General features: G+C 66.8%; 10 protein-coding genes. 4 read left to right on the top strand and 6 right to left on the bottom strand.

The genetic code is table 11. The features are described 5' to 3' along the window. The first annotated feature begins 6 nt into the window (after positions 1 to 6). From HPY83_00830 to HPY83_00815, 4 genes are all read left to right on the top strand, one after another. On the top strand, positions 7 to 1701 hold the full coding sequence (locus HPY83_00830; protein ID NPV06490.1) for a SpoIIE family protein phosphatase: 1695 nt from the start codon (positions 7 to 9) through the stop codon (positions 1699 to 1701). After that, positions 1701 to 3461, top strand: a complete 1761-nt coding sequence (locus HPY83_00825; GenBank protein NPV06489.1) for a hypothetical protein — start codon at positions 1701 to 1703, stop codon at positions 3459 to 3461. The genes HPY83_00830 and HPY83_00825 overlap by 1 nt, the downstream gene beginning before the upstream one ends. Before the next feature lie 101 nt (positions 3462 to 3562). Next, on the top strand, positions 3563 to 5866 hold the full coding sequence (locus tag HPY83_00820; GenBank protein NPV06488.1) for a hypothetical protein: 2304 nt from the start codon (positions 3563 to 3565) through the stop codon (positions 5864 to 5866). Between the two features lie 676 nt (positions 5867 to 6542). After that, a complete protein-coding gene (locus HPY83_00815; GenBank protein NPV06487.1) occupies positions 6543 to 7871 on the top strand; it encodes an HlyC/CorC family transporter in 1329 nt (442 codons plus the stop codon). An 86-nt stretch (positions 7872 to 7957) separates the two neighbouring features. On the opposite strand, the gene HPY83_00810 is transcribed toward HPY83_00815, so the two are convergent. From HPY83_00810 to HPY83_00785, 6 genes are all read right to left on the bottom strand, one after another. Beyond that, positions 7958 to 9088 carry a hypothetical protein gene (locus tag HPY83_00810; GenBank protein NPV06486.1) on the bottom strand — a complete coding sequence of 377 codons (1131 nt, stop codon included), beginning with the start codon at positions 9086 to 9088 and terminating at the stop codon, positions 7958 to 7960. Positions 9089 to 9449: 361 nt separating this feature from the next. Then, on the bottom strand, positions 9450 to 10214 hold the full coding sequence (locus tag HPY83_00805) for a 3-oxoacyl-ACP reductase FabG (GenBank protein ID NPV06485.1): 765 nt from the start codon (positions 10212 to 10214) through the stop codon (positions 9450 to 9452). A 34-nt stretch (positions 10215 to 10248) separates the two neighbouring features. Continuing rightward, on the bottom strand, positions 10249 to 11334 hold the full coding sequence (locus HPY83_00800; protein NPV06484.1) for a hypothetical protein: 1086 nt from the start codon (positions 11332 to 11334) through the stop codon (positions 10249 to 10251). 27 nt (positions 11335 to 11361) lie between these two features. Then, positions 11362 to 12792: an FAD-dependent oxidoreductase gene (locus HPY83_00795; protein ID NPV06483.1), complete on the bottom strand. Its 1431-nt coding sequence runs from the start codon at positions 12790 to 12792 to the stop codon at positions 11362 to 11364. A gap of 49 nt (positions 12793 to 12841) precedes the next feature. Further along, positions 12842 to 14269 (bottom strand): FAD-dependent oxidoreductase, encoded by a 1428-nt coding sequence (locus HPY83_00790; GenBank protein NPV06482.1) that lies wholly within the window; start codon positions 14267 to 14269, stop codon positions 12842 to 12844. Positions 14270 to 14329: 60 nt separating this feature from the next. Beyond that, positions 14330 to 15757 carry an FAD-dependent oxidoreductase gene (locus HPY83_00785; GenBank protein ID NPV06481.1) on the bottom strand — a complete coding sequence of 476 codons (1428 nt, stop codon included), beginning with the start codon at positions 15755 to 15757 and terminating at the stop codon, positions 14330 to 14332. Positions 15758 to 16108: the final 351 nt, after the last annotated feature.

Below are 16108 nucleotides of genomic sequence, written 5' to 3'. Positions count from 1 at the left end.
GGCGAGGTGCGACTGGCACGTGTCTGGAAGGCGCGTCGTGGCCCGCCCATTGCCTGGGCCCTGCTGCTGGCCCTGATCCCAGTGGCCGTCGTAGGCATGGCTCTGTACTCCGCTTATCGCCAGGCTTCCGCCGAACTGCTGATCGAACGCAACCGGCAGTTAGCCTACCTGTCTGCCGCTCGACTCGAAGACGAGTTCCTCGGGTTCGCTGCCGTCCTCACCTCACTGGCGCGGACGCCCGAGGTCTCCGGCGGAAACGTGGCCGAGCAGCAAGCCGCGCTCCAGAGGGCGGCCTCGCGTTTGGCCGCATTCGACACAGGAGTCGTGCTTCTGGACAGCTACGGCACGGTGCGCGCCACCATGCCCGAACGCCCCCAGCTGCTCCTGCAGGACTGGTCCCACCACCGATTCTTCCAGGAGCTGCTCGCGTCCACTGAGGTGGCCTTCTCCGACGGGGTGCATGAAGGACCTAGCCCGAGCATGGTGACCATCATAGGCGTGCGGATTCTGAACGATCGGGGTCAGTTCGCCGGGGTGCTGGCCGGCATGTTCGGCCTGGGGAAGTCCACCGCCAGTTCGTTCTACGCCAGCATCGTGCGGCTGCGCATAGGTCAGAGCGGAACCACTTATGTCGTCGATAGCAACGGCCGCATCCTCTATGACTCCAGCTACGCTCAGGTCGGCGCCATCTTCGACGCCCGGGGACTCCCCGCCGGGGCGCTACAGGGCATCGGAGGAGCCAACCAGACCTACGACAGCCCAGGCCGCAGCATGGTCTCCGCCTATGCTCCCGTGCCTGGGACCGGGTGGACGCTCATCACCGAGGAAGACTGGGCTACGGTCACCCACGACACCAGGCGCTACCTTGACGTCCTGCTGATTCTGCTGGCCGCAGGTATGACCCTGCCGGCAACGGGAGCAACGCTCCTGATGCGCCAGAGCCACACGGACGCCCAGGCTCAGGAGCAACTGGCCCAAGCCAGACAGGTGGCGGGCTTGGCCCGAGAGGCTCTGGTGCCAAAGCACCTGCCTCTGCTGCCAGGCTGGAAGCTGGCCGCCAACCACGGGCCCGCCGGTGCCATCTGCGGCATGTTCTACGACTACCTGTTCCTGCCCGACGGTCGCCTCATGCTGGCCATAGTACAGGTTCACGACCCCAGTGCATACGCGGCCTTTCTGGCCGCCACCGCCAGAGCCGTCCTGCGCCACACTGCCCGCCAGCTGGTCCCTCCCTCGGCGGCGCTCTCCCAGGTCAACGACTCAGTGTGCCCGGAGGTGTCGGAAGGCCATACCGTGACCTGCCTTTACGCCATTCTGGATCCGGGCAGCGGTCGGCTGGAGCTGGCTCATGCCGGGGATGCGCTGGCCCATCACCTCTGCAGCAACGGGCCCGCGCCGCTGGAGCCCCCCGGGCCACCCTTGGGCCTGCGACTGGACGCTCAATACCATCAGAGTGAGGTTAGGCTTGAGCCGGGCGAAGCGCTGCTCCTCGCTGCCGGCGGGCCGGCCCGGCGAAGCGGCCAGACGGAGAGCCGCCTGGAGGCCGTTCAGGCGCTACTGGATCGAGCGGCCGGCATCGCAGCCCCAAGGCCGGAGGCGTCGGTCCACGAGGGGCAGTCGCAGGACGGTTCCACCGTGTTGCTGCTGGAGAGGACGGGAGACGCCCTCGAGCAGCCACCGCTGACCCGAGAAGCCTCCTGATGGCGACGGGCCCATCCAAGAGCGCGATTCCCCTGGAGAAGCTGAGCCGCCTGCTGACTATCGGGGCATTCCTGACCGCGCTCATGGCGGCGGTTGCCGCCCCGCTGCTGGCCCTATCATGGGGCCGCCACCCCTTCCCAGGATTCCTGGTCGAGTCGACCCTCGTGGTGAACGGCTACCGATTCCCAGGGGGGCCGGAGGGACTGAGCTACCCCCAGCAGGTGCTGCGCATCGGTGACGTGGCCGTAGCCAGCCCCTCCGAGTTCCAGGCAGTTCTCCGCGCGCACGCGGCCGGCGACTCAGTGTCCCTCGTCACCCGGTCGCCCGAGGGGACAACGCACCTCTATCCGTCAGTCCTGCTTGGCTCGATTCCCGGCAGGGACATGCTGCAGCTCTTCTGGCTGCCCTACCTGGCTGGCCTGATCTACCTGAGCATCGGGGCGTGGATCTACGCTGCCCGGGGCATGACGCGGCCGGGGCGGGCGCTGGCCTTCTTCTGTGCCTGCGTCTCGGTGGTCAGCCTTCTCTTGTTCGACCTCTCCACTACCCACGCCTTTCCATTCCTGTGGACGGTCGCCGTGGCTCAGATCGGCGGCACCCTGATCAGCCTGGCCCTGCGGTTCCCGGTTGAGTGGCGGCCGGTGCGGAGCCGAGCCTGGCTGCTGAGCCTCCCCTATCTTGTCTCCATCGCATTCGCCGCCTGGGGGGTGCTGGCAATCCACGATACCGCGCGACCCTGGGCCTACGTCGCCGCATGGGGTGCCAGCTACCGATATGCCGCTCTGGCGGTGGCCACGTTCCTGGCGATCATGGCCTACCGAGCCAGGGTGGGCGAGCCCAACCTGGTACGGCGGCAGGCGCGCCTGATGCTCTTCGGCAGCGCCCTGGCCTTCCTGCCCGTGAGCGTCTGGTTCGTGGCCCCCGTCGTCGGCGTGCCCCTGGCGTTCGACGCGGTGCTGTTTGTGCCCAGTCTGGTCATCTTCCCCCTCTCAGTGGGAATCGCCATCTCCCGATACCACCTATCCGAGGCGGAAGCGCTCGTCAACCGAACCTTGGTCTACGGCGTACTCACGGCCGTCCTGGCGGGAGTGTTCACCGCCCTACTCGGACTCTCCCAGAAGCTCTTCGTCGCCTTCACGGGGGAGAAGAGCGATGCCGCCCTGGTGATAACCACGATGATAGTCGCCACGGCCGTGGCCCCCCTCAGGAAGTACGCCGACGGACTGCTCACCGCCCAGTTCGCCGCACCTCCCGACGCCGCCCGTGGCCTCAGGCAGTTGGCCGAACAAGTCCAGGCCTTTACCCGGATGAGCGAGTCGAGCGAGATCGTCGGCTACCTCCTGGAACAGGCTTCGTCCTGCTTGCGGGCGCAGTCGGGGGCCGTGAGCCTGGAGTCAGGAGGTCGACTGCGCGTCGTGCATACCATCGGCCGCTGGACGGGAGAAGCTTGGCTGAGCGTGCCTCTGGAGTGCCATGGCATGCGCTACGGCGTGCTCTGGCTCGGTCCCTCGGTGGACGGACAGCAGTACAGCCGGGAGCACTTCGATGCCCTCAGGCGGGCCGCAGCCCAGGTCGCCCGCGCCGTCCACCTGGACAGGGCAGGGCGCCCGCTCCCGGCACCGGATGTGCTGGGCGGAGTGCCGCGTACGACCGAGCACGGCCCACGGCTGCTCGCGCGAGACCGGGTCACCGAGCCAACGGCGTGCAACGCCAGGCCGCCTACCGACATCACTTCGACCATCGTATCGCGTTACAGATGATGACCAAGTTCGCGCGCGGGCTCCAGGGCGCCGTTTGCCGCGCCTTCGTCGTGTCAGCCCAGGCGACAGGGCTTTGGTCACAGCCCAAGGGAGTAACCACCATGTATCTGCGAAAGACCCTCCTCCCGTCCCTGATCATGAGTGTGATGCTGATAGCGCCACTACCCCGGCCGCCTGCACGGCCGGCCCTGTTCACTGAACCACAGCCTGCCTTCATCGCCGGCGCCGAGAGCCATCTTCGCGAGCTGCCCCTGCAGTTTGAGGCCAACCGCGGCCAAGCAGAAGCGGGCGTCATCTTCCTGGCTCGCGGTCCCGGGTACAACGTGCTGCTCGGCACGGACGGGGCGCTCCTGGCCCTGGCGGGCCCCTCGGCCGGCCAACCGCCGACTGTGACACGCCTGCAGCTCGTTGGCGCTGCCTCTGAGCCGATGGTGACTGGCCTCGAGCCACTGCCGGGGGTCGTCAACTACTATCTGGGCAGTGATCCATCGGCTTGGAACACTAGGATTCCGACCTTCCGCAAAGTACGCTACCAGGAGGTCTACCCAGGCATTGACCTGGTCTTCTTCGGCCAGGGAGGGCAACTGGAGCACGACTTCCTGCTCGCGCCCGGCGCCAACCCCGACGTAATCACCTTGTGCGCACAGGGCGCGGACGCCATCAGAGTGGATCCCGGGGGCGACTTGGTCCTTACCGTCGGCGAGGCCGAACTCCGCCTGGCCAAGCCTCTCATCTACCAGAACGTAGGTGGCCGGCCGGAGCCCATTGATGGCGGCTACGTCCTTAAGGGCGATGGCCGGTACGGCTTCTGGGTGGACTCTTTCGACACCGACCGGCCTCTGTTCATAGATCCCGTGCTGAGCTACTCTACGTACTTCGGCGGTAGCGGCGACGACTGGGCTCACAGTATCGCCCTCGATGCCGCCGGCGACGTCTACATCACCGGCTCCACCACCTCTACTGACCTGCCTCTCATGAACCCGGCACGGTCCGGGTCCTTCGGCGGAGGCGTCAACTGCCCCTCGGACGAAACTCCCTACCGGCTCTGCTACGACGCCTTCGTTACCCGGCTGAGCGCCGCGGGGTCGGAACTGATCTACTCCACCTACATCGGCCTCCCTGGCGACGACGAGGGCAGAGGCATAGCTGTGGACTCGGCTGGCAACGCCTACATGACCGGGTTCGTCTCGCTGAATAGCGAGTCCCTGCCAGACATGTTCATCTGCAAATACGCCCAGCTCGCCAGGCTGGATCCAGCCGGTGCGCTCACCTACTGGACGTCCTTCGGCTCGGTAGAATCCAAGGGGCTCGCCATCGCCGTGGACTCCGCCGGCCAGGCATACGTCACCGGCAGAGTAGCCAGCAGCGGCTTCCCTACCACCGCGAACGCCATTCAGGCCGACAGACTGGAGCTGGTGGATGCCTTCGTCGCTGCGATCGACCCCGCGGGCGATGAGCTCCTCTACTCCACCTACCTGGGCGGGAGCGGGGAGTACTGCGGCCTGTGCTCCACCGTCGGCCGAGCCATCGCGGTGGACGATGAGGGCATGATCTATGTCGCCGGCCAGGCTGCCGCCAGCTTCCCTACGACTGCGAACGCGTATCAGCGCTCTTTCGATGGGCTGTGGAAGGCCTTCGTAGCCAAGATTGACCCGGCACTCCCGGGCGAGTCGGGCCTGCTCTACAGCACGCTCCTGGGCGGCACCACCCTCAGCGACTTCGCCTACGGTCTCGCCCTGGATGGCGACGGCAACGTGTACGTCACCGGCTCGACTCAGACTGACGACTTCCCCACCACGGCGAACGCCTTCGACCGCACCTGCGGCACTGATGGCATCTGCAACACCACCGACAACATGGTCTGTGACTACGTCCTGCCGGGCCAGCCCCCGATCTGCCACGTAGATGCCAAGTCCGACGTCTTCGTGGCCAAACTGGACCCGTCGCAGTCCGGGGCGGCATCACTCCTCTACGCCACCTACATCGGGGGCTCGGGGCATGAGTCGGGCCATGCCATAGCTGTGGACGGGTCGGGCCGCGCCCACGTAACGGGAAAGACAGCCTCGCCTGACTTCCCATCGGTCGCTCCCATCCAGCGGGAGATAGGCGGCAACTTCGACGTCTTTGCCCTCAGGCTCGGCCCTGCCGGTTCCAGCCTCGACGCCTCGACGTTCCTGGGCGGGGGTGGCGACGACGTGGGCCAGGGGATCGCCGTGGACCTCGCCGGTTCTGCCCATCTGACCGGCTGGACCGGTTCCCAGGCATTCCCCACTGCCGACCCATTGCGACCTCGAGCCGGTGGCTGGGAGGTCTTCGTTGCCGAGATCAGCTACCCTGACAGCCCCCAGCCAGGACCGGGTCCGCTCCCCGACCTGGGCGTGTTCCTGCCCCTTGTCCTCAGGTGATGAGGGAGACAAAGAAACGTACTCAGGAGACGCACCGGTGACCGTGTGAGCAGCTGCCAGCGTGAGGAGGGGCGCCCTCCGCCGTGAGAGGACGTCGACCGGCAGGAGGCGCGCCCGTGTCCCCTGGTCTGCGCCCTGCCGTCGCAGACCAGGGGCCTCACACTGGTGCTGGGGCCTACCCTCACGCTGGTGTCTCAGGGCCCGCTCTGCGGCGTTGTCGGGCGAGGGTACCTGAGAGAGCTCGGCGCCGGTGAGCGGCGGCTCCGCTCCTTGCGCGACGGCTCAACCGGTGTCATTCGTTCCCTCGGCCACTGCGTCCCCCCTTGGTGCCATCCTCTGAGGCAGCCGCCCTCGAGTGGCCCTCTCGTACACCCCTCCGCCACCACGTCACGGAGATCCAGCCTGGCTCCTCCCCCGGACCCCAGACCTACCACCCTTGGCGGCCATAGGCTGCCAGTGTATACTATTCTGGAAATGGAAGATTCCGGCTCAACCACGTCCGACTCACCGGCCAGCTGGCCGTCTGCTGGCGTCATTCCCTCCACCGTCCCAGCCCCGGTACCCTCCGTGAGCGTCCCTGACGTCCTCCACCGCCTCCAGGCCCCAGTGAACGACCTGCCGCCGGGCGAGGCGTCTGCCTACGATGCGGCGGCGGCCGCCGCCTCGGGGGTTGCCCATGCCTGAGTCACAGGTAGCCACCACCCTCTTCCTCCAGTTCCTGGTCATACTGGCACTGGTGCTCGTGAACGGGCTCTTCGCCATGTCCGAGATAGCCATAGTCTCGGTGCGGCGCGCCAGGATGCAGCAGCTATCCGAAGAGGGAGACAGGCGCGCCCAGGTGGTCCTGGAGCTGGCGGCCGACCCCAACACCTTCCTTTCCACCATTCAGATCGGCATCACCCTGGTGGGAATACTGGCCGGCGCCTACGGCGGAGCCACTATCGCCCCCGTCCTCGCCACCCTCCTGGCCGGGGTCCCCATCCTAGGTCGCTACGCCTCCGCCGTGGCCCTGACCATCGCCGTGGTAGGCACCACGTTCCTCTCCCTGGTGGTGGGCGAGCTGGTGCCGAAGCGCCTGGCCCTGCACTATGCCGAGCCCATCTCCCTGGGCATCGCCCGCCCGATGCGCGCCCTTTCCCGGCTGGTTGGGCCAGCTGTGAGCCTGCTTAGCGGCTCCACGGAAGTGCTCACCCGCGTCTTCGGCATACGCGGTTACGCCGAGCCTCCGGTCACCGAGGAGGAGATACGGGTGCTGGTGGAGCAGGGCACCATCGCCGGCATCATCGAGGAAGTCGAGCGCGACATGGTCGAGCGCGTCTTCCGCATGGGCGAGCGCCAGGTAGACGCCATCATGCGGCCTCGCACCGAGGTGGTCTGGCTCAACATCGAAGACCCCACCGAGGAAGTCCGGCGGGTGATCGAGGAGAGCTCTTACTCTCGCTTCCCCGTGGCTCGCGAGAGCCTGGATGAGATACTGGGGATCGTCCACGTGAAAGATCTGCTGCTTCAGTGCCTGGCGGGCGAGCCCCTGGACCTGCAGAAGGCCCTCAGCGAGCCGCTCTACATCCCGGAGAGCATGCAGGTGTTCCAGGTGCTGGAGCTGTTCAAGCAGGCCGGGCTGCCCATCGCGCTGGTGGTGGACGAATACGGCATCTTCCAGGGTCTGGTGACCCTGGACGACATCCTCGAAGGCATCGTGGGCGAGATCCCAGAGCGGGATGAGATCGAGGAGCCCATGGCCGTTCAGCGCGAGGACGGCTCCTGGCTGCTGGATGGCCTCCTGCCGGTGGATGACTTCAAGGACCTCTTCGGCATAGAACAGCTGCCGGAAGAGGAGGAGTACCAGACCCTGGCCGGCTTCGTGGTAGCCCAACTGGGCCGCATCCCAGCCGCCACCGATCACTTCCAGTGGGACAAGCTGCGCCTGGAGGTAATGGACATGGACGGCAACCGGGTGGACAAGGTGCTGGTCACGCCAGTGGAGGACAAGACCACCCAGGAGTGAGCCTCCTAGCGACGCCCAAGTCTGGGAGTCTCCCGGATTCGTGGGGGCCGCTTCTGACGCTGCCCGGAGCCACCGGCAAGCCAGCCCTAGCTGGCCGCCAGCCAGTCCTGCCACATCGTCTGTGCTTCCTCCAGCGTCCGCACTTCGGTGTAGAGGACGAGACCGGTCCTCAATGGGGCTCGCCTGGCCAGGTGCTCCGCCCAGGCGGCGAAGCTGCCATACTCGACGCGATAGCTCGAGATGCCCACGCCATAGCCGGCTTCCACCCCCAGGATACCCCGAAGGCCGTCCTGCTGGGCCAGGTAGTGCTGCACGCCCAGCTGAGTGCTGACTCCGGAGAAGACGTCCGGGTGCCGCCGCAGCACTTCCACCACATGGCCGCCGGGCGTGTGGGGCATGCTGCAGAAGTGCAGGAGCACTCGCCCACCGAAGGCCCGCCCGATCTGGGCGTAGTAGGGCACCACGAACTCCTCGATGAACTCCGGCCGCAGGTTGATGATGCAGTCCTCACCCACCCGCAGCGCCCCCTCGAGCGAGACGCCGAAGTTGGTGATGGTGTCCTTCAGCGACATGCCCGCCAGAGCGAAGAGGTGCTGCTCGGTCTCGATGAACGTCTCCGTGCATACCTGCAGCACGTGGTGCAACTCGCCAGGGTGCTCGTACAAGTCCGTGTAGAAGGCCTCCCCGCGCAGGAGCATGGCCACGCTCAGGGGGCCCAGCCGCATGGGCGTCACTATCGGCAGCCAGTCGGGCGCTCGGTCGCGGTAGTAGCGCACGGCGTCGCAGGCCGTGGGGAAAAGCCCTCCATCCAGCGGTGGCTTCCGCAGGGCAGCCATGTCCGACCGGCTCTTCAGCAGCGGCACCACCCACGGCCCCAGGTCCTGAATGACATCTATGTCCGGCCGTGGAACGATGAGGTCGGCCCCGAACATCGAGGGCAGGATGCCGTCGCCGAAGTTGTTGATGGCCAGCGCCGGGACGATATCGGACCCGACTGCAAGAGTGTCGCTCAGGATGCGTTCCTGAAGGGTGAAGAAGGTGCGGTAGTCGAGTATGTCCTCGAAGACGAGGTCGGCGCGATTCTCGGGCCGGTTGATCCAGATACCCAGAGGAAGGCGGTCCACCGGCTGCCAGGCCAGGCTGGCGCGCTGTCGCCGCATGATCTCTTCGACGTGAGATTGTGGCGGCCTATCCAGTGACAGCGTTCGAGCGCGCAAGGCACTCCTCCGTTGTTCGTCTAAGTGTCTGGTTTCGAAGGGGCTCACGCACGAGTCCGACCACCCGCGGTCCTTCTGCAGTCCCGTAACACCCGGCAAGGTCTCCGGTTACCGCAAGCAGGCACTCGCGGCCCTTGGCGCCGTGCTGGCTGTCCACCAGGAGGAAGTCGTGCCCCAGCTGCGACAACACCGCGGCCGCCAGCGGCGATCCGAGAGTCACCATGCCGCGGATAGCAGGCCGTCCGGCGAGCATCCTGGCTTTGGCAGTGTTCTTGTGCATCTTGGCTCCTCAGCCGCCGCACGATGCCGCCCGGCGGGTTGTGAATGACGGCGCGATCGCGAGGCCAGTGGCCACTCGGCCCTACACCATCAACAGCCCCCCATTCACGTGTATGGTCTCACCGGTCACAAACGAGCCCCAGTTACTGGCGAGCATGACGATGGCCCCGGCTACCTCGTCCGGGTGCCCATTACGCCCCAGGGGAGTGGCCTCACGGAAAGCCTGCATCCGTTCCGGTGAGGAGACGCGTTCGTGGAAGCGAGTCTCGATCACGCCCGGCGCCACTGCGTTCACCCGGATCCCGTCGGGGGCGAGCTCCTTGGCCCAGCCTCGGGTCATCGCCCCCAGGGCCGCCTTGGCCGCACCGTAGTGACAGGCCCCAGGCGCCCCAGTGTACGCAGCGATGCTGGTGATGTTGATGATGGCGGCGCCGTCGGACTGCCTGAGCAAGGGTAGGGAGGCCTGCGTTACCAGAAGGGCGCTGAGCAGGTTGACGTCCAGCATCTCCCGCAGCAACTCGGGGGTCACCTCCTCCATGGGCACGCGCCGATTGATGCCACCGGCGTTGTTCACCAGGATGTCCAGCCGACCGGCTTCTCTCCGGACCTCTTCGATCGTGCGCTGCGCCTCGGACGGCTGCGTCAGGTCGGCCTGGATCAGAAAGGCGCTGCCGCCGTCGGCCGAGATGAGCTCCACCACCTCCTGGGCCTGCTCTCGACTGCGGAAGCAGTGCACCGCCACCTGGGCCCCTGCCTTGCTCAGGGCCAGGGCCGCACTCCTGCCGATGCCGATGCCGGCGCCGGTAACGAGGGCCACCCGGCCGCTCAACCCGAGTCCACTTACCATGTCCGTGTCTCCCGATCGGTCTCGGTGGCCGCCATCAGCCGGCAGCCACACGCTTCAAGGTCTCCATGTAGTGCCGGAAGCCCGACAAAGGAATGTCGGGGGAGATGATGTGGTCCAGCGCTGGTATGTATCCCGCCGACTTGCCCAGCACGGGCATCTTCGACAGCACCTCAGCCTCGATGGCCCGCGGGCCCTGCATCAAAGCGCGCTTGTCAATGCCTCCGATCATGGCCAGCGAGGGACACTGGCGGCGCACCGCCACCGGATCCATACCGGCCGCCACCTCCAGCGGCGTCGTTCCCGTCATGCCGGCGTCGAGCCAGATGGGGATGAGCTCGCTTACATTGCCGTCGCTGTCGATGATCACGTGCCTGACGCCCCTGCTGTGCAGGAAGTCCGCGATGCGTCGGTAGCTGGGCGCCAGGAAGCGCCGCACCGTCTGGGGCGAGAGGAGGGAGGCCGTCTTGTAGGCCATGTCCTCGGCGCCCAGGAGGAACCAGTCCACTTCGACATCGCGCAGGGCCCCGGCGACTGCGTCCAGGACGAAGCCCGTCCAAAACTCGACCATCTCCTCCACCAGCCTCGGTTGGTCGTGGAAGGCGACGCAGGCCCCCTCTACGCCCATCCAGTCCCGCAGCTGGGCGAATGGCCCGTGGGCCACCAGAACCAGCGGGTAGTCCCGCCCCCGCCACTGCTGTACGCGCGAGGCCCAGTCCGGAGGGTAGCGCGAGGGCTCATCGGCCTGGTAGCGGGCTTTGAGCTCGGCAAAGGAACTCCGCTCCTTGACTGGGAAGTCGAGCCACTGCATGGAGCCGAAGTCCCGCCGGTCCTTGTACTCCCTCACTACCGCCCCTACCGGGTTGGTGTAGACCAGGTGCTGCTCCGTCTCCTGGAGGATCGTCCTCGGGTGTGGTGGCACAGGCCCCAGGTCTAGCGGGATGCGCCAGAAGGGGGCCAGCATGGCGTCGAGGCCGAAGTACTCCGCCAGGTCGACCCCCCGGGGCAGACCTTCCTCTTCCCAGCGCTGGATCGTGGCCGTGGGCGCCCGCATGGAGTAGTAGAACAGGCGGTCCGGCTCGCCGAACGAAAGGCAGGCATCCAGGCGCTCGCGGGAGTTCATGTGTGGCTCGCCCTCTCCCTGCCCCACCTAGACCGAAGCCAGGCCGAGCTGCGCCAGCCGATCCGGCTCGCCGAGGTATACGTTCTGCTTCAGCAGCTCTTCCTGTACCGAGGTGATACTCACTCCCCGCGCCGAGGTACCCGAGCGAGCCGCCACAGCGCAAGCGACGCCCGCCCCTTGCCCGATTAGGTAGCAGGACGCCTGACCTCGCACCAGGCCCCTGGGATCGGTAGAGACGCTCTTGCCGCTGCCGATGACCACGTTGTCCACCCCTTGGGGCAGCATGATGCGGTAGGGGACATCGTGCGAGCGAGGTGGGTGCACCACCCCGCCTCGCGAATGCCGGTAGTAGGCCGTCTGCACCCCGATGACATCGTCGAAGGTGGCTCCGTCGGCCACCTGCTGCGCCGTGAGGTCGAAGCCGGCGTCAATCCAGCGGGTGTAGCGCACTCCCGTCACCGCCGCCGACTCGGACACGTACGCCTTCTCGAACCCCGGGAAGTGCTTCACCAGGAACTCGGCGATGTAGGGGATCAGCCGCCGCGCCTCCATCTCCGCCCGCGAGTGGGTCCTGATGTCCAGGTGGTCTATGGCGAAGTTGCAGGAGTTGATCAGCACCGCGCCGGATGAGCGGTAGGCGAACATGCCGAAGACGTCTATGGCCTGGCACAACCCCACGTCGCGGGCGTAGTCGCCCCGGGCGATGGCCTCCCGAATCAGGCTCATCTTCTGCGCCCCCCAGTGGGGCAGGTGGAATACCCCTCGCTCGCGCCAGTTGGCGATGAAGTCTTCCACCGGAGTCACCCGGTCGGAGTACTGCTGCCACTCTTCCGGATGGGTCTCGAAGTATTCCACGATGGCCTCTATGTCCACGCCCCGCATCTGGAAGAGAAGGCTGCCCGAGTCGGGAGGGGTGTTGCGCACCGGTGCGCCTGCCCACGCAGCCAGGTCGGCGTCTCCGGTGGCATCCACGAACTGCTGGGCCAGGATGGCCTGACGGCCGCCCTTGCTCTCGGTAGTTACTCCCCGGAGCAGGCTCCCCTCCTTGAGCACGTCCGTCACCCACGTCTCCAGGTAGGTCTCCACGCCCGCATCCATCACCATCTCGACCAGCAGGTGGCGGAATACCTCCTGATCGAAGGGCCACTGGGGCAACTTCCGCGTGCGCCAGTCCGGCGTGGTCGCGGCCCGCTCTCCCAGCTTGTCCAGCACCTCTTCCAGAATCCCTCGCGTGACCAGCCGCCCGTCGCCGGTGAAGGCGAAGTTGGTGATGGAGGTCATCAAAGCGGCCGATGCTACCCCACCGAGTACGCCCATCCGCTCCACCAGCACCGTCTTCGCCCCGGCCCGCGCCGCTGCTACCGCCGCCGCTACTCCCGCTACGCCGCCACCGGCCACCAGGACGTCGGCCTCGTCCAGGACCGGGATCTCCCGTCTCGGTTCCGTGATCTCACCCATCTGTCTCACTCCTTGGGGCCTTCGGTTCACCGCCCGAGGGGGCCCGGGCCTAACCCAGGCCCAACTCTCTGAGGCGTTCAGCATCTCCCAGGTGCACGTTCTGTCGCAGCAACTCCTGTTGCACTGCTCTTATGTTCACGCCCTGCGCGGTCGTCCCGTCCTCGGCAGCAACGGCCGCCGCGACCCCAGCACCCTGACCCAGGACCACGCAGTGGCCCTCCGCCCGGAGGAGTCCCCGAGGCTGAGTGGAGATGCTCTTCCCGCTGGCAACGATGACGTTCTCCACTCTCTGGGGCAGCATGACTCGATAGGGGACGTCGGCGTAGCCCGGGCCGAAGAGCGTTCCCCCTCTCGGGTGCTTGTTCCGCATGGCCACCGTGCCGATCACGTCCTCGAACCGGCTCTCCTGCCCCAGCTCCTCCGCCGTGAAGTCGAAGCCGGCGTCAATCCAGCGGGTGTAGCGCACTCCCGTCACCGCCGCCGACTCGGACACGTACGCCTTCTCGAACCCCGGGAAGTGCTTCACCAGAAACTCGGCGATGTAGGGGATCAGCCGCCGCGCCTCCATCTCCGCCCGCGAGTGGGTCCTGATGTCCAGGTGGTCTATGGCGAAGTTGCAGGAGTTGATCAGCACCGTACCGGATGAGCGGTAGGCGAACATGCCGAAGATATCTATCCTTCGGCACAGGCCCACGTGCTCGGCGTAGTCGCCCCTGGCGATCGCCTCCTGCACCAGGGTCATGTGGTGGGTGCCGCCGTGGGGCAGGTGGAACATGCCCCGCTCCCGCCAGTTGCTCACGAACTCGTCCAGGGTGGTGACGTGGTCCTGGTGCTGCTGCCACTCTTCCGGATGGGTCTCGAAGTATTCCACGACGGCGTCTATGTCCACGCCCCGCATCTGGAACTGGATGGTGCCCGAATCCGGCGGAGTGTGCCGGAAGGGCGCGCCCGCCCAGGCGGCCAGGTCGGCGTCTCCGGTGGCATCCACGAACTGCTGGGCCAGGATGGCCTGACGGCCGCTCTTGCTCTCGGCGATGGCGGCCGACACCCTCCGGCCTTCCTTCACCACGCCCACCACCCAGGTCTCCAGCAGGGTCTCGACGCCGGCGTCCATCACCAGTTCCACCAGCAGGTGGCGCATGGCCTCCTGATGGTACGGTAACTGAGGCAGCGACCGGTTGCGCCAGTCCGCCATGGTGGCATCCCGGGCCGCCAGCTTGTCGAACATCTCTTCCAGAATGCCTCGCACCACCAGCCGGTTGTTCGCTACCGTGGCGTCGTTACCCATGGAGGTCATGAGAGAGGCGGTGGCCACCCCACCCAGTAACCCCAATCTCTCGATCAGCATGGTCCTGGCGCCGGCGCGCGCCGCCGCAACCGCCGCGGCCACGCCGGCAAGGCCCCCACCGGCCACCAGCACCCCCACTTCGTCCATAACCGGTATCTGGCGTTCCGGCTCGACCACAGTCTGCGTCACACTTTCCTCCTCGGGCGTCCCTTTCAGGAGCGCTCACTAGCGATGCCCTTACGCAGGCGCTCAATGCAGTCCCAGTTCCCCCAGCCGATCGGGCTCTCCCAGGTACACCTGCTGGCGCAGCAACTGCCGCTGCACCTCGGCCATAGGCAACTCCGGCAGACGCGAGCCCGACCGAGCCCCCAAGGCGGCGGCCACTCCGGCGGCCTGGCCCAGAACCAGGCAGCAGGGCTCGGCCCGCAGCAGACCACGCGGGTCGGTCGAGACGCTCTTGCCACTGCCCACGATGACGTTGTCCACGCCTTGGGGCAGCATGATGCGGTAAGGTAGCTCGGTGGCCACCGGCTGGTAGGCGTTGCCCCCCATCGGGTGCCTCACGGGCTTGGAGAGAACGCCGATCACGTCGGGGAACTTGCGTCCACTGGCCACGTCAGCCGGGGTGAAGTCGAAGCCGGCGTCAATCCAGCGGGTGTAGCGCACTCCCGTCACCGCCGCCGACTCGGACACGTACGCCTTCTCGAACCCCGGGAAGTGCTTCACCAGGAACTCGGCGATGTAGGGGATCAGCCGCCGCGCCTCCATCTCCGCCCGCGAGTGGGTCCTGATGTCCAGGTGGTCTATGGCGAAGTTGCAGGAGTTGATCAGCACCGCGCCGGATGAGCGGTAGGCGAACATGCCGAAGACGTCTATGGCCTGGCACAACCCCACGTCGCGGGCGTAGTCGCCCCGGGCGATGGCCTCCCGAATCAGGCTCATCTTCTGCGCCCCCCAGTGGGGCAGGTGGAACATCCCCCGCTCCCGCCAGTTGGCGATGAAGTCCCCCAGGGGCGTGACCATGTCCACGTACTGCTGCCACTCTTCCGGATGGGTCTCGAAGTATTCCACGATGGCGTCTATGTCCACGCCCCGCATCTGGAACTGGATGGTGCCCGAGTCGGGAGGGGTGTTGCGCACCGGTGCGCCTGCCCAGGAAGCCAGGTCGGCGTCTCCGGTGGCATCCACGAACTGCTGGGCCAGGATGGCCTGACGGCCGCTCTTGCTCTCGGCGATGGCGGCCGACACCCTCCGGCCTTCCTTCACCACGCCTACCACCCAGGTCTCCAGCAACGTCTCCACTCCGGCGTCCATCACCAGTTCCACCAGCAAGTGGCGCATGGCCTCCTGATGGTACGGTAACTGAGGCAGCGACCGGTTGCGCCAGTCCGCCATGGTGGCATCCCGGGCCGCCAGCTTGTCCAGCATCTCCTCAGGCAAGCCCTTGACCACCTGTCGGCCGCCGACGAGAGTCATGAAGTTACCCATGGAGGTCATGAGAGAGGCGGTGGCGACTCCGCCCAGCAGCCCCAGCCGCTCCACCAGGATCGTCTTGGCGCCGGCGCGGGCGGCGCTAACCGCTGCGGCCACCCCTGCCAGGCCGCCTCCGGCCACCAGCACCTCGGTCTCGGCCAGTACGGGAATCTCCCGCGCTTGCTCCACTATCGACTCCGGCATCCGCTGCCTCCTGCAAAGTCCTGTTCGCGCCCCAGCTGCTGCGCGAGTTCTCGGGCCGGGGCGAAGGTGTCCTAGATCGCCTTGCCCCGACGGCACCGGTCAACGGCCCCAGCACACCAGCCCTGAGCGCTGAACCGGCCGAATGGATGGCGACAGACAGCCCGCCATCCCCATCTGGCATGGCGGGACACACAGCACAGTCAGCTAAGTCAGGTGTAGGGCCGTGCGCTGAGTGCCCGGGAACGTCAGCCTAGGCCAGGCCACGCTCACGCAGCAGGGCTTCGTCGCCCAGGAACACGCCCTGCTCCAGAAGGCGCCGCTGCAGGGCCCGTACATCCAGTTGTCGCGGAG

It is taken from the genome of Anaerolineae bacterium, from assembly GCA_013178015.1.
In the GTDB taxonomy this organism is placed as follows: domain Bacteria; phylum Chloroflexota; class Anaerolineae; order DRVO01; family DRVO01; genus Ch71.
Note: the sequence above shows the minus strand (reverse complement) of the source record. Positions and strands in the feature narration are given on the sequence as shown.